This is a genomic window from Pseudomonas baetica (assembly GCF_002813455.1).
Classification (GTDB): domain Bacteria; phylum Pseudomonadota; class Gammaproteobacteria; order Pseudomonadales; family Pseudomonadaceae; genus Aquipseudomonas; species Aquipseudomonas baetica.
Window position 1 is genome coordinate 6,798,571 of record NZ_PHHE01000001.1, and the last position, 17,332, is coordinate 6,815,902.

The window sequence follows — 17,332 nt, forward strand, 5'->3', positions numbered from 1 at the left end:
CGATGTTCAGAATCCTTTTTCGCCTGTACCTGGTCACGATTGTTTCCTACAGCGCGGCCATTTACCTGGTGCCGGACCTGGTGGTCATGGCGTTCAGGGATCGCTTCATTACCTATAACCTCGATTACTCGCGCGGCCTGCAATCGCTGATCACCCGGCAGTTTCATGCCGCGCCGCGAGAGCAATGGCCAGCATTGGCGGAGTCGATGGACAAGGACTTCCAGCCGCTGCACATCGTCCTGGCGCGGATTGACGATGCCGAGTTCACCCCGGCCGAACAACAGCGGCTGCGGCGCGGCGAAAATGTCGTGCGTATCGGCGACTGGGGTTGGCGAACGCTGGCGGTGGCACCGCTGAACGATGACATGGCCGTGCAAATGGTCGTGCCACCGGACCCGATGGACGTCAATTTGTTGTACTGGAGCATCAACGTGCTGATCGGCGCGACCATGCTCGCCTGCCTGCTGCTATGGATCCGTCCGCACTGGCGCGATCTGGAACGCCTCAAAGGGACTGCCGAACGCTTTGGCAAAGGCCATTTGAGCGAACGCACGAAAATCGCCCCGAGCTCGAACATCGGCAGTCTGGCCAATGTCTTCGACACCATGGCGGGTGACATCGAGAGCCTGTTGAATCAACAGCGCGACCTGCTCAATGCGGTTTCGCACGAACTGCGCACGCCGCTGACACGTCTGGATTTTGGCCTGGCTCTGGCCTTGTCCGACGACCTGCCGGCGGCCAGTCGCGAGCGTTTGCAGGGCCTGGTCGCGCACATTCGCGAGCTCGATGAACTGGTGCTGGAGCTGCTGTCGTACAGCCGCTTGCAGAACCCGGCGCAACTGCCGGAGCAAGTCGACGTCTCGCTGGACGAGTTCATCGACAGCATTCTGGGTAGCGTTGATGAAGAGCTGGAGTCGCCGGATATCGTCATCGACGTGTTGCTGCACGGCCAACTCGAACGCTTTGCACTGGACCCACGCCTGACCGCCCGCGCGATTCAGAACCTGCTGCGCAATGCCATGCGCTATTGCGAAAAACGCATTCAGATTGGTGTGCAGGTCAATGCCGACGGCTGTGAAATCTGGGTCGACGATGATGGCATCGGCATTCCTGATGATGAACGCGAGCGGATCTTCGAACCGTTTTATCGGCTGGATCGCAGCCGTGACCGGGCTACGGGTGGTTTTGGCTTGGGGTTGGCGATCAGTCGACGGGCGCTGGAGGCACAGGGTGGGACGTTGACGGTTGAAGCGTCGCCGCTGGGGGGCGCACGTTTCAGGCTGTGGTTGCCGACCGCCGCCTGAGAATCCAACCCTTGCAGGCGCTGCGGCACGTTGTGATCTTAAAATCAGGATCAAAAATTCGCAGCGTGCCGCAGCTCCTGCGCAAGGAGGCTGCTTCAGATCAGTTCGGAAGATTGAATCAAACCGACGCCGGCCCCTTGCATTCGATCAATTGCTGCGGCCCACGAGCCGTCGAGATCAATCGCCCGGCACGCATCCAGCACGACGAATGCATTGAATCCCGCCGCCCGCGCGTCCAGCGCCGAGTACATCACGCAGAAATCCAGCGCCAGGCCCACCATGTAAACCGTGTCGATGCCACGCTCGCTCAGATAACCGGCCAGCCCGGTGGTGGTCTGGCGGTCGGCTTCGAGGAAGGCCGAATAGCTGTCGATGTCCGGGTTGCAACCCTTGCGGATGACCAGTTGCGCGTGGGGCAGGTCCAGTTCGGGGTGAAATTCGGCGCCGGCGGTGGCTTGCACGCAGTGGTCGGGCCAGAGTATCTGCTCGCCGTAGGGCAGTTGAATGAAGTCGTAGGGTTGCCGGCCGGGATGGCTGGAGGCGAACGAGGCATGACCTTTCGGGTGCCAGTCCTGGGCAATGACGACCTGTTTGAACTGGCGGGCGAGGCGGTTGATCAATGGCACAATCAAGTCGCCCTCAGGCACCGGCAATTGGCCGCCGGGGATGAAGTCGTTTTGAACATCGATGACCAGTAATGCAGCGCGGGACGAAATAGGCATCGCAGGCAAACCTCCTTGGAAAAGTCACATGGCCAGAATAGAGGCGTTTTTTTCATGCGGTTAAACGACTTCTCAACAATTTCGCTTTGGCTTCCAGCTCCACGGCGGCGTCATGCCCGATCAGCATCCATGCATGTTCGCGTTCGGTCCAATACACCACGTTCATCTCATGGCGCTGCTCATGGGTCAACGGCCGACTGCCACTGTTGGAACGGGTCACGCACAGCGCCAATGGCCCATGTCTGGCATCCAGGTAAACAATCTGCGCGATCGGCACGCCGTCGTACTCGAGCATCTGTGCGCGTTTGAGTTCGGCACCGGGCAGTTTCAGACCGGCAGGTGACAGGTTTAACCCCAGGCGTGCATCGATGGTGCGCAGTTGGGCCCGATGGGCAGCCTCGTCGGTGGGCAAATGCTCAAGCGTCTGCGGTACATAGAGCGCCATGTAATCGCCGACCAGAGCGCGCCAGTTATGTGCTTGCTGCGCCTGCCAGCGGAGGAACAAACGGTCGGCCAGCACGCCGCCGGCCACCAGCGCTGCCGCTGCGCCGCCGATGAACCAGCGTCGGCTCAGGCCCGGACGCTCGGGTGAAGGCACCGCATCGAGGCGCGCTTGCAGGCGATCAAGCGGTGCTTGTTGTGCCAGTTCGTCATAGGCCTTGCGGAACGGCAGGCTGCTGCGGCGCAGCCACTGCACGCGCAGGCTGAGTAGCGGATCGTCGGCGATGGCGCTGTCGATCTGCTGGCGTTGCTCCACGGCCAGTTCGTCGTCCAGATACGCAACCAGTTGTTCGTCCGAAGGCGTGTTCATGGACGGTCACCTCCGGTGGTTTTCGGGACGGCTTGCAAGGGGGGATATTCGGCAAGTTTCAGGCGCGCCGTGGCCAGACGACTCATCACCGTGCCGATCGGCACTTGCAGGATTTCGGCGACTTCGCGGTAGGACAGGCCTTCGACATAAGCCAGGTACACGGTTTCGCGCTGGGTTTCAGGCAGCGCGTCGACCCTGCGAATCACCTGCGCAGCCATGACATGCGTCTGCGCAGCATATTCACCGTCGAACATCAGTGGGCCGTCGGCATCGACCTGGCCCGAGCCGTGACGCACCCGACGCGCACGTACCTCGTTGAGCCAGATCGAATGCAAAATACTCAACAGCCAGCGGTCAATGCGCGTGCCGGCGATGTATTGAGCTGAACGTTCCAGCGCACGCACGCACGTCGCCTGCACCAGATCCTCGGCCACGTGCCGATTGCGCGATAGCAGCAGACCGTAGCGCCACAAACGCGCCAGGTGCTGTGCCAGTTCTGCTCTGAATGCCTGCTCGCTAACGATGATGGCCTCCGTTGATGGTCAGGTTTTCGATGAATCGTTGATGGCTTCGGCCAGGTCCTGGTATTCCTCGCAGGCGGTGCCGCAAATCGATTTGATTTTCAGCAACTGTTCCTGCGCCAGGTCGACGCGGCCTTTGATCACATAGGCCTCGCCGAGGTATTTACGCACTTGCGCGTACTGCGGATCGAGTTTCACCGATTGCAGGTAATAGCCGATGCCCTCGTCGGCACGCCCCAGTTTGCGCGTGGCATAACCGCGATAATTGAGGGCCTTGGCGGTGTTCGGCTGGTGCAGCGTGTCGAGCAGGGCCAGCGCTTCTTCGTAGCGACCGGCCTTGGCCAAGCGGTAGGCGTAGTCGGTGCGGTCGGCATCGGGCAACTGACTGCTGGTTTGCAGCACGCATTTTTGCGATTTGCTGTCCCAGACCTGGCCCTTCGGGTTTCTGCACCGGCGCGTCTTCATCGCCATTGGCGAAGGCCAGGTGACTGGACATGGCGACCACCAGCAACAACGGGGCGGCGAACATAACGGAACGGGTAGTCATGGGCAAGGCTCCAGAGTGAATGTCGCGTATCAGTCCCAATCACGCCACGGCAACATGCAGCGCTTTGTATTGCTAACACCACAGACTGAACATTTATTCATTGCTCTTTTCAGAGACTGCTCAAGGTAAGCGTAAATTCCACGGCGATGCCGGTGATCGTCCGCCGCCTCTCTCCCCAATCACGCAACTTTAAGTCAGTCCTGCTTTTGGCCGAACCACCGCCGTGCTGCCTTGTTATAGTTCGGGCCTCATTTCAAGCCCGGTAAAGGATCACTGCCATGTCCCAATACACTGCCTTCAGCGTCGAACTGGTCGACAACATCGCTCATGTGCAGATCAATCGCCCGGAAAAGATCAACTCGATGAACGCCGCGTTCTGGAGCGAGATCGTCGAGATTTTCCAGTGGATCGACGACACCGATGCGGTGCGGGTGGTGGTACTGAGCGGCAACGGTAAACACTTTTCCTCCGGCATCGACCTGATGATGCTCGCCGGCGTGGCCAATGAGCTGGGCAAGGATGTCGGCCGCAACGCGTGCCTGCTGCGCAAAAAGATCCTGACCCTGCAAGCCTCGTTCAACGCCGTCGACCATTGCCGCAAACCGGTCATCGCCGCCATTCAGGGTTACTGCCTGGGCGGCGCTATCGACCTGATCGCGGCCTGTGACATGCGCTATGCCGCCGAAGACGCGCAGTTCTCGATCAAGGAAATCGATATCGGCATGGCCGCCGATGTTGGCACTTTGCAACGGTTGCCACGGATCATCGGTGACGGCATGCTGCGTGAACTGGCTTACACCGGTCGCACCTTCGGCGCTGAAGAAGCGCGCAGCATCGGCCTGGTCAATCGTGTCTACAGCGACAAGGACGCACTGCTCGAAGGCGTGCTGGACATTGCTCGCGACATCGCCTCGAAGTCGCCGATTGCGGTCACCGGTACCAAGGAAATGATCAGCTACATGCGCGACCATCGCATCGACGACGGCCTCGAATATGTTGCCACCTGGAACGCCGCCATGTTGCAATCCACCGACTTGCGCGTGGCCATGGCCGCCCATATGAGCAAACAGAAACCCGAATTTCTGGATTGAGAAACCATGACATCTCGCTGGACCACTGCAGTACTGGACACCGATCAACCCGGCCGCTGGGCCGTGGCGCGCAGCCCCGAAGGCTTTCTGTTCGATGACAACGGCGCGCTGTTCCCGCGCGAATGGCTCAAGCGCCAGGACTTGTCAGTCCTGGCCGAGCACGGCATCGGCCATCTTGATGGTGAACCGGTGTACCTGCTGGAGTTGCGCAGTTCCAGCGACGTGCCGGGCTGCAACTGGAAAGGCTTGCGGGCGTTCATGCTCGATGGCGATCAGACGATCTACAAAGTGCTGGGTTACGCCGCGCAGATTGGCACCTGGGCTCGCGAGCACCGCTTCTGCGGTAATTGCGGCCAGGCCATGACGCAGGTGCCGCGCGAGCGGGCGATGTATTGCCAGCCGTGCGACATGCGCAGTTATCCGCGCATTTCGCCGAGCATGATCGTGCTGATTACCCGTGGCGACGAAATCTTGCTGGCGCGCTCACCGCGCTTCGTCACTGGCGTCTATAGCACGCTGGCCGGGTTCGCCGAGCCGGGCGAGTCGGCGGAGGATTGCCTGATTCGTGAAGTGCGCGAGGAAGTGCAGATCGAGGTGAAGAACATTCAGTACCTGGGCAGCCAGTGCTGGCCGTTCCCGCATTCGATGATGCTGGGCTTCCATGCCGAATACGCCGGCGGCGAGATTGTCTGTCAGGAAGACGAGATCGAAGACGCCCAGTGGTTCAACGTGCACGATCTGCCGCCGTTGCCGGCGGCAAAATCGATTGCCCGTTACCTGATCGACGTCTACGTGGCGCGGCGCTTAGGCCACGCTGAACCAGTGTTGCCAGGCTAGGCGCACGGTCAGCCCCAGCACCACAGTGATGAACACCGGGCGTATGAACTTGGCGCCGCCGCTGATTGCGGTGCGCGCCCCGAAGAATGCGCCGACCATTACCGACAGGCCCATGCTCAGGCCGATGATCCAGTCCACTTGCCCGGAAAACACGAACACCGACAGCGCCGCAATGTTGCTGACGAAGTTCATGCTGCGCGCCACGCCGCTGGCCTTGACCAGATCGATCGGGTAGAGCAGCAGGCTGCTGACGGTCCAGAACGCGCCCGTGCCGGGGCCGGCCACGCCGTCGTAGAAACCGAGGCTGAAGCCTTGGGTCGATTGCCATTTCTTTTTGATCGGAGCGTCGCTGTCCAACGGCGCTTTTGGCGTGCCACCGAACAGCAGGTACAGGCCACAGGCGAAGACGATCACCGGGAGCATTTTGTTCAGCCATTCTGCTGGTAGATAGTGCGCGACGATGGCACCGGTGAGTGCGCCGACCAGCGTGCCGACGATCGCGTGAACCCACTGCCGGGGATGGAACAGCTTGCGCCGGTAGAAGGTGAAACTGGCGGTCGCCGAGCCGAAGGTCGAACTGAGTTTGTTGGTGCCCAGCACCAGATGCGGCGGCAGGCCGGCCGTCAGCAGGGCCGGGGTGGTCAACAGACCGCCACCGCCAGCGATGGCGTCGATGAAACCGGCAACGAACGCTACAAGGGCCAGAATGGCCAGGGTGGTGAGGTCAACGCTGAGTTCGAAAGGCATGGAATCGGCTTATTCGGCAGGGCGCAGAACATGAGCTGCGGGGAGGGCGGTCATGTTACTCATTTCCAAGTGTTGCGGCGACCCGTCTGATGCCATCGCTGGCAAGCCCGCTCCCACAAGGCGTTGCAGTGAACGCAGATGTTGCGATCAGTACGAAAACCTGTGGGCGCTGGCTTGCCAGCGATGGGGCCCGCTCAGGCACCAACAATCAACTGTTGCCCCCCCCCCAACACCCAGCCGACAAAACACCCTCCAGCAAAGCACCCTGATTACCCTGAAAATCAATAAAACCGGGCCTTGCCCGTGATACCGAAGAAGAGGCAAGCGCGTGTTGCCGCTCGTTTGCGAACTTGAGGCTGAAACACTATCCACTGTGGGAGCGGGCTTGCTCGCGAAAGTGGTGTGACAGTGACATAAAGGTTAGCTGACACGACGCCTTCGCGAGCAAGCCCGCTCCCACAATAGGATCTGTGTTGGCTACAAGCCCAGGTCAGACAGGCTTGGGTGATCATCCGGACGCCGGCCCAGCGGCCAGTGGAACTTGCGTTCGCTTTCCTTGATTGGCATATCGTTGATGCACGCATAGCGCTGGAACATCAGGCCGTTTTCGTCGAACTCCCAGTTTTCGTTGCCGTAGGAACGGAACCAGTTGCCTGAATCGTCATGCCATTCATAGGCGTAACGCACGGCAATGCGTGTGTCGGAATACGCCCAGAGTTCCTTGATCAAACGGTAATCCAGCTCCTTGGCCCATTTACGGGTCAGAAAGGCTTTGGCTTCTTCGCGGTTACTGGCGAATTCGGCGCGGTTGCGCCACTGGGTGTCGAGGGTGTAAGCCAGCGACACCCTTTCCGGGTCGCGAGAGTTCCAGCCGTCTTCGGCCAAGCGAACTTTCTCGATCGCCGATTCACGGTTGAAGGGTGGTAATGGCGGACGTGCCTGGGCTGCAGCAGACATGTTCAGTCTCCCGATAAAATTCAACATTTAAACAACGGGTCAGGCTTATTAGGGCGTTACAGGTCCAATAACTTACGCGCCATGCATTGCGCATTATCAGCGGCACTGTGGTCACCCATCACAAGCGCTACGGTAATGGCACCATCAATCAGAATCAGCAACTGTTTGGCCAGCAGTTGCGGGTCCTCGGCGCCATGTTCGGTACTCAGCTCGCACACGTAGTCGAGCAGTTTCTGTTTGTGGTCTTTGGCGACCTGGCGCACCGGGTCCTGTGGATCGCCGGTTTCGCCGCTGGTGTTGATGAAGGCACAGCCACGGAAACCCTCCGAAGCGAACCAGCCCTTGAGTACGGTAAACAGGTTGAGCAGGCGATCGGCCGGGGTTTCGGCCTGATCGACGGCGTTGCGGTACCAGTGCATCCAGCGGATGTCGCGGCGTTGCAGGGCGGCGGCGACCAGTTGGTCTTTATCCGCAAAATAACGGTAAATGCTTTTTCTCGAGACGCCGGCGGTTTTCACCAGGAGATCCATACTGGTGGCAGCGATGCCACTTTTGTAGATCAGTTTTTCGGTGACATCGAGGATGATGTCGCGTGTGTCGTTGCTAGTGATTTCGTTCATGGGTGAAAAAGTAGAACGATTGTTCTCCTTGGTCAAGCATTGATTTCGAAATGGCTTTCGCGAGCAGGCTCGCTCCCACAGGAAAACGCATTTCAAATGTGGGAGCGGGCTTGCTCGCGAAGGGGGCTTTACAGACACTAACAAGACCCGAAGGATGCGATGGTGTAAGCTCTCGGGTTCTTCGGATTCGACCCATTGCGAGCCCTATGCCGTTGCTTTTCAAACGTTCTCTGCTGCCCAAACTGCGCAGCTTTCCGCTGACCGCCGAGGCCGTGACCATTCTGTCCGGCGCCGCCGAGTTCCGTCGTAGCCTGCTGGAGAAAATCGCCACGGCGACCCAGCGCATCTACATCGTTGCGCTCTATTTGCAGCAAGACGAAGCCGGTCAGGAAATTCTCGATGCCTTGCACGCCGCCAAACTCAAGCGTCCCGAGCTTGAAATCGCTGTGGTGGTCGACTGGTTGCGTGCCCAGCGCGGTCTGATCGGCGCCGGCAAGCAGCCGGGCAACTCGGCGTGGTATCAGGAAATGACCCGCACTCACGAGAGCGAAGTGCCGGTGTACGGCGTACCGGTGCAGACCCGTGAATTGTTCGGCGTTCTGCATTTGAAGGGATTCGTGATCGACAATTGCGTGGTCTACAGCGGCGCGAGCCTGAACAACGTCTATCTGCACAAGTTCGACAAATACCGGTTCGACCGCTATCACGTGCTGCACAGCCCTGAGCTGGCGGACTCGATGCATCACCTGGTCAAGCATGGTCTGATCGAATCGAAAGCGGTGCACCGCCTCGATCTGCCTAATCTGCCGACCACGCGCAGCCTGCGTAACGACATCGGCGATCTGCGCAGCCGTCTCAAATACGCGACCTATGACACCAGCGCCGGCACCACCGCCCGAGAAGGTTTGTCGGTCAGCCCATTATTGGGTGTGGGCAAGAACAACCCGTTGAACCGGGCAATTCTTGAATTGATCGCCAGTGCGCAAACGCAGCTGACCATCTGCACGCCGTACTTCAACCTGCCGCTGGGGGTGATCCGCGAGATCAACCGCGCCCTGGCCCGTGGGGTGAAGATCGACATCGTGGTCGGCGACAAGACCGCCAACGACTTCTACATCCCGCCGAGTGAGCCGTTCAAGGTGATCGCCGCGCTGCCGTACTTGTACGAGATCAGTCTGCGCCGTTTCGCCAAGCGGCATCAGCGCAACATCGACAGCGGTCAGTTGAACCTGCATCTGTGGCGTGATGGCGACAACACCTATCACCTCAAGGGCATGTGGGTCGATCAGCGCTATACCTTGCTGACCGGCAACAACCTCAATCCACGGGCGTTCCGTCTCGATCTGGAAAACGCACTGTTGATTGATGACCCGAAGGGAGAATGGCTGGAACCTCGGGCCAAGGAGCTGGAGGAGATCTTCCGCCATACCCTGCGGATCGACAGTTTCAACAGCCTGGAGACGCTGCCGGAATACCCGAGCGGGGTGGCGAAGTTTCTCAAGCGCGTGAGTCGGGTGCGGATCGAGCGGTTGCTGTACCGAATTCTCTAAATCAGAATTATGTATTGCGGCTGATAAGGCCTTCGCGAGCAAGCCCGCTCCCACAGTTGGAATGCATTTCCATGTGGGAGCGGGCTTGCTCGCGAAGGGGCCCGCCTGGATGCTACACAGTCTTAGTTCAGCCCCAACTTGCCACGCAACGTGGACAAGTCTTCCGCCAACGTATTCACCGGCCCAACCAGCGCCTTGCGGTCGTTATCCTTGACCTTGTCATACGTTTCAAAGCCACCGTCCTTGGTCTTGTACTTGGCCAAAACCTTGTTCACCGTGGCGAAGTTTTTGTCGACCTTCGCTACAAACGCCTTGTCCTGCTGCTCGATCTGCGGGCGGAACAAATCAACGATTTTCTTCGCGCCGTCGATGTTGCCCTGGAAGTCGTAGAGGTCGGTGTGGCTGTAGCGATCTTCCTCGCCGGAGATCTTGGTCGCGGCGACTTCTTCCAGCAGCGCAGCAGCGCCGCCCACCACTTTCTCCGGCGGGAAGGTCAGGCCGGAGACGCGGGTTTGCAGGTCTTTGACGTCTTTGTTCAAGCCATCTGCCAGTGCGTCCAGGCCTTGGGTACTCTTTTCCGAGAACAGCGAATATTCGATGCGGTGAAAACCGGTGAAGTCTTCAGCTTTCACGCCTTTTTCGTGGTCGTCGACACGGGAGTCGATGGACGCATCGAGATCACTGAACAGCTCGGCAATCGGCTCGATCGACTCGTAAAAGACGCGGGTCGGCGCGTAGAGCTTTTGCGCGGTGGCCAGATCGCCTTTCTTCACCGCGTCGGTGAACTGCTGGGTGTGGCTGGCCAGTTCATCGAGCTGTTCGGTGACATAGATCTTGTAGTCCGACACCGGCCCGACCAGATCCAGCGGCGCGGTCGCAGCGAATGCCGACAGCGGGGTATTGAGCAAGCCAAGGGTCAGCAGTAACGCGAGTGGCGTCTTTTTCATAGGGGTGGCTCCAGAGTCGGGATTGTTTTATGCCGTTGTTTTCGGTGGTGTGGCGTTGAGCAGCGAGCGACCGATGAAGTCCTTGTCGCCCGTGACCCCCGGAAGGGTGAAGAAGTAACCACCGCCGACCGGTTTGAGGTATTCCTCAAGCGGTTCGCCGTTGAGGCGGTTCTGCACGGTGATGAAGCCTTTTTCCAGGTCGGCCTGGTAACAGATGAACAGCAGGCCCATGTCGAGCTGGCCGTTCTTGTTGACGCCGTTGGAGTAGTTGAACGGCCGACGCAGGATCAGGTTGGCCTGGCTCGCGGCAGTACGCGGATTGGCCAGGCGGATGTGTGCATCGAGTTTGGTCAGCTTGCCTTCAGGGTCTTTGCTGTAATCCGGCACTTCGCTTTCGTGACTGCCACCCATCGGTGCGCCGGTAGTTTTGACCCGGCCGAGGATGCTTTCCTGCTCTTGCAGTGGCGTGCGATCCCAGCGCTCGACGAAGTTGCGGATGATCCGCACCGCTTGATAACTGCCGTGCGCGGCCCAGGCCGGTTCGTCGCTGCCCGGTTGTACCCAGACCAGACGATCCATGGCCTTGGCGTCGTTGGAATCCGGGTTTGCCGAACCATCACGGAAACCGAGGAAGTTGCGCGCCGACTGCGCCGGCACACCGGGTTTTGTCGGGGCCTGCGGCGGTACGCTGCCTTCCTGTTTCCAACGCACCAACAGCAAGTCCGGCAGGTTTTTCACGATGTCGCGCAGGGCATGAATGTTGGTGTCGGCGGTGTTGGAGCAGAACTGCAAACTCAGGTCGCCGTGGCAGCAATCGGCATCCAGCGCATCGTTGGGGAAACCGACCATACGGATCAGGCGCTTGGGTTTGGCATCGGCCAGACCGAAACGCTCATCGAACAACGACTCGCCCACCGATACGGTGATGGTCAGGTTGTCCGGGGTGACCAGCGGGCCGAGGATGCCGGAGTCCGGCGGCGGCAGCTTCGGATCGATCTGTGCGACCGGACCACCCTTCATCAGGAACGCGATGCGCTCGTTGAGCGTGCGGAACAGCCGCTCCAGGTCTTCGCGATCACTGGCCAGTACGTCGAACGACACCAGCATGCCCGACGCCGGGCGCGGGGTGACGATGCCGGTTTGATGCACGCCGTGGAAGTCGTGGCGGTCTTCGGTTTTGTCGCTGCTTGGCGCTTCGGTGACTTGCGCCTTTGCGGCGGCCATGGCCGGGCAGCTCAGGGCTGATCCGGCCAGTGCCATACCGGCAGCACCCATGCCCATCAGCACGCGGCGACGTTGCAAGTTGAGTTGTTCTGAATCGTTCATCGGTACTCGTCTTCTGCTTACAGGCCGGAGAGGCCGAGGGCTGGGTCGATTCCATCAAGCGCATTCGCCAGGGCCTGGGCCTTGTCGGCGATCTGCTTGCGTTGTTCGCCGCTGACGCTGTCGTAGCTGGCGTAGCCGTCCTTGACCTTGAAGCTGTTCAGTCGGGTGTCGAAGTCTGCCAACGCCTGATCGATTGACGGCAACAGCTCGGCGGCGGATTTGCTCAGCATCGGTCTGAGCAGATCGACAACTTTGTGCGCGGTTTGCAGGTTGGCGGCGAAACCGTTGAGGTCGCTGTGGCTGTAGCGTTCTTCTTCACCGCTGGCAGCGCGGACGTCGGCGAGGGTGTTGAGGTTGCGCACGACGATGTTGACCAGTTGCTCCGGAGGCAGCGATTGGGCGAGCAATTGCTGTTTAAGTGTGGTGACGTCGGTCAGCAGGCGCTGAGACGCGGGCGCGAGATCGTCGAGTTTGCGTTGCTGGAACAGCGCGTATTCGATCCGGTGGAAGCCGACAAAGGCTGGATCCTGCTCGCGTTTTTCGAAGTAATCGGCGCGGGCATTGATGCTGTTATCCAGTTCAGCCAGACGCTGCGCCGCCGGGGCCAGACGCTGATAGGCCGCACGCGCCGGCAGGTACGCCGCCTGCGCCTGGCTCAAGTCGCCGCTGGCGATCGCCAGATCAAGCGCGGTCACGGCTTTGATCAGCACGCTGCCCTGGCTGGCCAGGTACACACGGAACTCCGACAACGGCCCGACGAAGGCGACCATCGACGGTTTGGCCTTGGCTGCAGCGTCGGAGGCCGCCGTCGGTGTCACGTGCAAAGTGCCGCGCGGATTACTCAGCAGGCCGCACGTGATCGCATAGTCGCCGGGTTGCAGGTTGGCGTTGATCACCTGGCTCAGGCCCGGCGCAATATTCTCGCGCTCTTCGACCACCAGCACACCATCGAGGATTTCCCATTCCACCGCGCGCTCGGAACGGTTGACGATGCGGAAACTGGCGCGGCCAGCGGGTACGGTCAGTGCATTGGGCTCGCAACTGCCCGGATGAATGTTGACCACCACTTCGTCGCGGTTGTGCTGACGTTTGGCCGCGGCCAGTTGCGAGGCGTAGTAGAACAGGCCACCGGCGGCGATCATCACGACCACCGAGCCGGCCACCGCCCAGCGCAAGGCGCGGGGAGGCGAGGCCTGAGGGGTATTAGGCTTTGACATGGGTGCCCTTATTGGCTGGAAACGGAATTCGATTGCGCGGCGGGTTTGGCCACTGGCGCCGGGAGGAAAAACATCACCAGTGCCACCACCAGGTAGATCAGATACGCGCCGAGGGTGCTGACGGTTGGCGCATCCTGGTAACCGAACATGCCGGCCAGCACCGAGCCTAGCGGGCCATCCATCGGCAGCGTCGCGCTGACGTCGAACAGCACGGTTTGCAGGTGATTCCACAGCCCGGCTTCATGCAGTGCCTGCACCGAGTTGGCGAGAATCCCGGCAGCCACGACCAGAATGAACAGCCCGGTCCACTTGAAAAAGGCCGAAAGGTTCAGGCGCATGCTGCCGGTGTAGATCAGGAAGCCGACGACGATGGCCAGAATCAGGCCGAGCAGGGCACCGATCGGCGCACCCGGGCCTTCGCTTTGCTGAAACACTGCGAGCAGGAAGAACACCGTTTCCAGGCCTTCGCGAGCAACGGCGAAGAACACCATGGCGATCAGCGCGATAACCTGGTGTCTGGAAGAGGTCAGGGCTTCGTCCAGCGAGGCGTGTAGCGAATGCTTGATCGAGCGTGCGACCTTGCGCATCCAGAACACCATCGAGCTGAGAATCCCCACGGCCACCAGCCCGACGATACCTTCGAACAGTTCCTGCTGTTTTTGCGGGAACTCGGCACTGACCAGTTCCAGACCGCCACCGACCAGCAGCGCCAGTGCTGCGGCGAGAAATACACCGATCCACACGGCTGGCATCCATTGGCCTCGGCCGGTCTGTTGCAGGTAGCTGGCGATAATGCCAACGATCAGCGCGGCTTCAATGCCTTCGCGCAGCATGATCAGAAAGGGAACGAGCATTCGGCATCCAGTAGGTCATTTGCAGAGTTACAAGTTGTAACATAATGAAAGTCATTCTCACATGACAATCATTGACATAAACCTGAACGCAAGCTGAACAACCTGTTTTTTGCCCCGCACAGATACCTGTGGGAGCGAGCCTGCTCGCGAAGGCGGCGTATCAGGTGACATCTCTTTGCCTGTGCCACTGTTTTCGCGAGCAGGCTCGCTCCCACAAGGGAACTGTGTCGGGTTTGGGGTAAGATGCCTGCCACTCAAAAACAACAGGAATCACCGAGTTCCATGTCGGAAAAAGACACCATCGCCGTGCAACTGGTGCGTGAAGCGCTGCTGCAAAGTTGTGCCCCGGGCGTGGCAATGGAAGAAGTCTTGGGTAAGGTCGGGATTGATCCGGCGTTGTTGCAAACCGAGGACGCCCGCGTACCGGCGTCGCAGTACGCCAAACTCTGGCGTTTGCTGGCCCGACGCAGCGATGACGAGTTTTTCGGCATGGACCCGCGCAAGCTCAAGTCGGGCAGCCTTGAGTTCCTCTGCCGCAGTGCCATGGCGCAACCGACGCTGGCGACGGGTTTGAGCACTGGCCTGAGCTTCCTGTCATTGATGCTCGAACGCCTGCCGGCGCAACTGGTGCGCCAGCAAAGTCTGGCGGAAATCGTCCTGCTGGAGGACGACTCCGAACCTCGACGCGCCTTTACCTATTTTACGTACTGGATGATCGTCCACGGCGTCGCCTGTTGGCTGGCGGGGCGGCGGATTCCGATTCTGGCCATTGAGTTGCGCTGTCCGGAACCGGACTTCACCGATGATTACCGGGTGATGTTCTCGGAAAACCTGCGGTTCGACCGACCGCGCACGCGGATGATCTTCGCCGCCGATGTGCTGGATCTGCCGATCAAGCGCACTGCCGAGGAATTGAAACGCTTTCTGGCCCATGCGCCGGCCAACATTCTGGTCAAGTACCGCGACCCGCAAAGCCTTGCCAGCCGGATCAAACAGGATTTGCGTCAGTTACCCGCGGAGCAGTGGCCGGAAACGGAGGCGCTGGCGCAGCAACTGTGCATGTCGGCCTCGACGTTGCGCCGACGTTTGGCGGAGGAAGGGCAGACGTATCAAGGGCTCAAGGACAGTGTGCGCAAGGAATTGGCAATTATCTGGCTGGCGGAGCCTTCGATCAGTTTCGTCGAGATTGCCAGTCGGCTGGGATTTGCCGATGCCAGTTCGTTCTATAAGGCGTTCCGCAAATGGTCAGGGTCCAATCCCGGCCACTATCGGACGCTGATTTTGAATGAGGTTGTCTGAACTGACGCCTTCGCGAGCAAGCCCGCTCCCACATTTTGGAATGCATTCCCCCTGTGATGATCGTTCCCACGCTCCGCGTGGGAATGCCTCTAGGGACGCTCCGCGTTCCGGTTCTGAAGTGGACGCAGAGCGTCCGCGGCTGCATTCCCACGCAGAGCGTGGGAACGATCGGTGTGGCAGAGCTTGGCCAAACCAGTCAGCCACTTTGATGGCTTTGACCATTGCCCCAAACCCCGCTCAGCGCGACTATCCCTCTGTTGTTTACGGTTCCCCAACCTAATAAAAACACAGAGGGATTCTGGCAATGCGCGATTACTTGTCTGCCACCGCACAGTTCAACTATCAGCACACCGTGGATGCCGCACTCAGCGGTACGCTTGAAGCGCTCAACGCCTGCGTCGAATGTTGCGACCGCCATGCATTGCCGGGGCGCATCGCGCTGTTCTGGGAAGGGCGCGATGGCGCCAGTGCCTCGTACACCTTCAATGAATTGCAGGACAAAACCGCGCGTTTCGCCAATTTCCTCCTCGCTCAGGGCGTGCAGAAGGGCGACAAGGTCGCCGGCCTGCTGCCGCGCAACATCGAATTGCTCATCACCGTGTTCGCCACCTGGCGCATCGGCGCGGTGTATCAACCGCTGTTCACCGCGTTCGGCCCCAAGGCACTCGAACATCGCCTGAACAGTTCCGGCGCCAAAGTGGTGGTGACCGACGCGGTCAACCGGCCCAAACTTGCTGAGGTCGCCAACTGCCCGACACTGGTCACCGTCGGCGGCGCCAAGGGCCAGGGCATTGTCCGGGGCGATTTCAGTTTCTGGGCCGAACTGGCCAATTATTCCAATGCCTGCGAACCGGTGCTGCTGACCGGCGAAGACCCGTTCCTGCTGATGTTCACCTCGGGCACCACCGGTCCGTCGAAAGCGCTGTCGGTGCCGCTCAAAGCCATCGTCGCGTTCCAGAGCTACACCCGCGATGCCGTTGATCTACGCCCGCAAGATGCTTTCTGGAATGTCGCCGATCCGGGCTGGGCCTACGGCATCTATTTCGGCGTGACCGGCCCGTTGTCGATGGGCCACCCGATCACCTTCTACGATGGCCCGTTTACCCTCGAAAGCACCTGCCGGGTGATCAACAAATATGGCATCACCAACCTCACCGGTTCGCCGACTGCTTACCGTCTGCTGATTGCCGGCGGTGACGAGTTCGCCAAATCGATCAAGGGCAAGCTGCGCATCGTCAGCAGCGCCGGCGAGCCGCTGAACCCGGAAGTGATCCGCTGGTTCGCCGACAACCTCGATGTGGTCATTCACGACCATTACGGCCAGACCGAACTGGGCATGGTTCTGTGCAACCACCACGGCATCGACCACCCGGTTCACATCGGCGCCGCCGGTTTCGCTTCGCCGGGCCATCGCATCGTCGTACTCGATGACCAATACAACGAACTCGGTGTCGGCCAGCCCGGCATCCTCGCCATCGACCGGCCGAAGTCGCCGATGTGCTGGTTCGGTGGTTACGAAGGCGCGCCGACCAAAGCCTTCGTCGGCGACTATTACCTGAGCGGCGACACTGTGGAATGGAACCCGGACGGCAGCATCAGCTTCGTCGGCCGCAGCGACGATGTGATCACCACATCCGGCTATCGCGTCGGCCCGTTCGACGTCGAAAGCGCGCTGATTGAGCACCCGGCCGTGGTCGAGGCGGCAGTGGTCGGCAAACCGGACCCGGAACGCACCGAACTGGTCAAAGCCTTCGTCGTGCTCAGCGCGCAGTACCGCGCTTCGCCGGAACTGGCCGAAGAACTGCGCCAGCACGTGCGCAAGCGTCTCGCCGCGCATTCTTACCCGCGTGAAATCGAATTTGTCAGCGAATTGCCCAAAACCCCAAGTGGCAAATTGCAGCGCTTTATCTTGCGCAACCAGGAAATCGCCAAGGCTCAAGAGGCCGCGGCGCATAACGTTTCAGCGTGAACCCAAGGAAACC

At 60.1% G+C, this 17,332-nt stretch carries 16 protein-coding genes and 1 pseudogene; 6 read left to right on the forward strand and 11 right to left on the reverse strand.

Annotated features, from left to right (window positions below):
• The first annotated feature begins 2 nt into the window (after positions 1–2).
• Entirely contained in the window at positions 3–1,304 is a 1,302-nt protein-coding gene (locus ATI02_RS31535; protein WP_100848364.1) for an ATP-binding protein, read from the forward strand.
• 95 nt (positions 1,305–1,399) lie between these two features.
• Here ATI02_RS31535 and pncA read toward each other — a convergent pair whose 3' ends face one another.
• The 4 genes and pseudogenes from pncA to ATI02_RS31555 form a co-directional block, all read right to left on the reverse strand.
• Positions 1,400–2,026 carry a bifunctional nicotinamidase/pyrazinamidase gene (gene pncA, locus ATI02_RS31540; protein ID WP_095187213.1) on the reverse strand — a complete coding sequence of 209 codons (627 nt, stop codon included), beginning with the start codon at positions 2,024–2,026 and terminating at the stop codon, positions 1,400–1,402.
• A gap of 52 nt (positions 2,027–2,078) precedes the next feature.
• Positions 2,079–2,837, reverse strand: a complete 759-nt coding sequence (locus tag ATI02_RS31545; RefSeq protein ID WP_100848365.1) for an anti-sigma factor family protein — start codon at positions 2,835–2,837, stop codon at positions 2,079–2,081.
• Positions 2,834–3,310 carry an RNA polymerase sigma factor gene (locus ATI02_RS31550; RefSeq protein WP_238156241.1) on the reverse strand — a complete coding sequence of 159 codons (477 nt, stop codon included), beginning with the start codon at positions 3,308–3,310 and terminating at the stop codon, positions 2,834–2,836. Before ATI02_RS31550 ends, ATI02_RS31545 begins: the two co-directional genes overlap by 4 nt.
• A gap of 69 nt (positions 3,311–3,379) precedes the next feature.
• Positions 3,380–3,905 (reverse strand): annotated as a pseudogene (locus tag ATI02_RS31555) (tetratricopeptide repeat protein).
• A 278-nt stretch (positions 3,906–4,183) separates the two neighbouring features.
• On the opposite strand from ATI02_RS31555, the gene ATI02_RS31560 reads away from it, so the two are divergent.
• Positions 4,184–4,996, forward strand: coding sequence for a crotonase/enoyl-CoA hydratase family protein (locus tag ATI02_RS31560; RefSeq protein ID WP_100848367.1), 813 nt, complete (start codon positions 4,184–4,186; stop codon positions 4,994–4,996).
• A 6-nt stretch (positions 4,997–5,002) separates the two neighbouring features.
• Positions 5,003–5,833, forward strand: coding sequence for an NAD(+) diphosphatase (gene nudC / locus ATI02_RS31565; RefSeq protein ID WP_100848368.1), 831 nt, complete (start codon positions 5,003–5,005; stop codon positions 5,831–5,833).
• Here the strand turns inward: nudC and ATI02_RS31570 are convergent.
• From ATI02_RS31570 to ATI02_RS31580, 3 genes are all read right to left on the reverse strand, one after another.
• Positions 5,801–6,580 carry a TSUP family transporter gene (locus ATI02_RS31570; protein ID WP_095187207.1) on the reverse strand — a complete coding sequence of 260 codons (780 nt, stop codon included), beginning with the start codon at positions 6,578–6,580 and terminating at the stop codon, positions 5,801–5,803. The genes nudC and ATI02_RS31570 overlap by 33 nt on opposite strands.
• Before the next feature lie 477 nt (positions 6,581–7,057).
• A complete protein-coding gene (locus ATI02_RS31575; RefSeq protein WP_100848369.1) occupies positions 7,058–7,537 on the reverse strand; it encodes a nuclear transport factor 2 family protein in 480 nt (159 codons plus the stop codon).
• A gap of 56 nt (positions 7,538–7,593) precedes the next feature.
• A complete protein-coding gene (locus ATI02_RS31580) occupies positions 7,594–8,157 on the reverse strand; it encodes a TetR/AcrR family transcriptional regulator (protein ID WP_095187205.1) in 564 nt (187 codons plus the stop codon).
• Between the two features lie 206 nt (positions 8,158–8,363).
• Here ATI02_RS31580 and pssA point away from each other — a divergent pair, with 206 nt between their 5' ends.
• Positions 8,364–9,707 (forward strand): CDP-diacylglycerol--serine O-phosphatidyltransferase, encoded by a 1,344-nt coding sequence (pssA, locus tag ATI02_RS31585; protein ID WP_095187204.1) that lies wholly within the window; start codon positions 8,364–8,366, stop codon positions 9,705–9,707.
• Positions 9,708–9,829: 122 nt separating this feature from the next.
• Here the strand turns inward: pssA and efeO (ATI02_RS31590) are convergent, their stop codons facing one another.
• From efeO (ATI02_RS31590) to efeU, 4 genes are read right to left on the reverse strand one after another with little or no spacing between them, the layout of a single operon-like run.
• Positions 9,830–10,654: an iron uptake system protein EfeO gene (gene efeO / locus ATI02_RS31590; protein ID WP_095187203.1), complete on the reverse strand. Its 825-nt coding sequence runs from the start codon at positions 10,652–10,654 to the stop codon at positions 9,830–9,832.
• A 27-nt stretch (positions 10,655–10,681) separates the two neighbouring features.
• Entirely contained in the window at positions 10,682–11,980 is a 1,299-nt protein-coding gene (gene efeB / locus ATI02_RS31595) for an iron uptake transporter deferrochelatase/peroxidase subunit (RefSeq protein WP_100848370.1), read from the reverse strand.
• A gap of 17 nt (positions 11,981–11,997) precedes the next feature.
• A complete protein-coding gene (gene efeO / locus ATI02_RS31600) occupies positions 11,998–13,197 on the reverse strand; it encodes an iron uptake system protein EfeO (protein ID WP_100848371.1) in 1,200 nt (399 codons plus the stop codon).
• 8 nt (positions 13,198–13,205) lie between these two features.
• Positions 13,206–14,051 (reverse strand): iron uptake transporter permease EfeU, encoded by an 846-nt coding sequence (gene efeU / locus ATI02_RS31605; protein WP_100848372.1) that lies wholly within the window; start codon positions 14,049–14,051, stop codon positions 13,206–13,208.
• A gap of 282 nt (positions 14,052–14,333) precedes the next feature.
• On the opposite strand from efeU, the gene ATI02_RS31610 reads away from it, so the two are divergent.
• Positions 14,334–15,350 (forward strand): AraC family transcriptional regulator, encoded by a 1,017-nt coding sequence (locus tag ATI02_RS31610; protein WP_100848373.1) that lies wholly within the window; start codon positions 14,334–14,336, stop codon positions 15,348–15,350.
• Between the two features lie 304 nt (positions 15,351–15,654).
• Positions 15,655–17,319, forward strand: a complete 1,665-nt coding sequence (locus ATI02_RS31620) for an AMP-binding protein (protein ID WP_100848375.1) — start codon at positions 15,655–15,657, stop codon at positions 17,317–17,319.
• Positions 17,320–17,332 lie beyond the last annotated feature (13 nt).

What these genes read in the sequence shown, in the direction of transcription:
- ATI02_RS31535 (WP_100848364.1), top strand. Translation starts at nt 3, where the DNA reads ATGTTCAGAATCCTTTTTCGCCTGTACCTGGTCACGATTGTTTCCTAC.
- pncA (WP_095187213.1), bottom strand. Translation starts at nt 2,026, where the DNA reads ATGCCTATTTCGTCCCGCGCTGCATTACTGGTCATCGATGTTCAAAAC.
- ATI02_RS31545 (WP_100848365.1), bottom strand. Translation starts at nt 2,837, where the DNA reads ATGAACACGCCTTCGGACGAACAACTGGTTGCGTATCTGGACGACGAA.
- ATI02_RS31560 (WP_100848367.1), top strand. Translation starts at nt 4,184, where the DNA reads ATGTCCCAATACACTGCCTTCAGCGTCGAACTGGTCGACAACATCGCT.
- nudC (WP_100848368.1), top strand. Translation starts at nt 5,003, where the DNA reads ATGACATCTCGCTGGACCACTGCAGTACTGGACACCGATCAACCCGGC.
- ATI02_RS31570 (WP_095187207.1), bottom strand. Translation starts at nt 6,580, where the DNA reads ATGCCTTTCGAACTCAGCGTTGACCTCACCACCCTGGCCATTCTGGCC.
- ATI02_RS31575 (WP_100848369.1), bottom strand. Translation starts at nt 7,537, where the DNA reads ATGTCTGCTGCAGCCCAGGCACGTCCGCCATTACCACCCTTCAACCGT.
- ATI02_RS31580 (WP_095187205.1), bottom strand. Translation starts at nt 8,157, where the DNA reads ATGAACGAAATCACTAGCAACGACACACGCGACATCATCCTCGATGTC.
- pssA (WP_095187204.1), top strand. Translation starts at nt 8,364, where the DNA reads ATGCCGTTGCTTTTCAAACGTTCTCTGCTGCCCAAACTGCGCAGCTTT.
- efeO (WP_095187203.1), bottom strand. Translation starts at nt 10,654, where the DNA reads ATGAAAAAGACGCCACTCGCGTTACTGCTGACCCTTGGCTTGCTCAAT.
- efeB (WP_100848370.1), bottom strand. Translation starts at nt 11,980, where the DNA reads ATGAACGATTCAGAACAACTCAACTTGCAACGTCGCCGCGTGCTGATG.
- efeO (WP_100848371.1), bottom strand. Translation starts at nt 13,197, where the DNA reads ATGTCAAAGCCTAATACCCCTCAGGCCTCGCCTCCCCGCGCCTTGCGC.
- efeU (WP_100848372.1), bottom strand. Translation starts at nt 14,051, where the DNA reads ATGCTCGTTCCCTTTCTGATCATGCTGCGCGAAGGCATTGAAGCCGCG.
- ATI02_RS31610 (WP_100848373.1), top strand. Translation starts at nt 14,334, where the DNA reads ATGTCGGAAAAAGACACCATCGCCGTGCAACTGGTGCGTGAAGCGCTG.
- ATI02_RS31620 (WP_100848375.1), top strand. Translation starts at nt 15,655, where the DNA reads ATGCGCGATTACTTGTCTGCCACCGCACAGTTCAACTATCAGCACACC.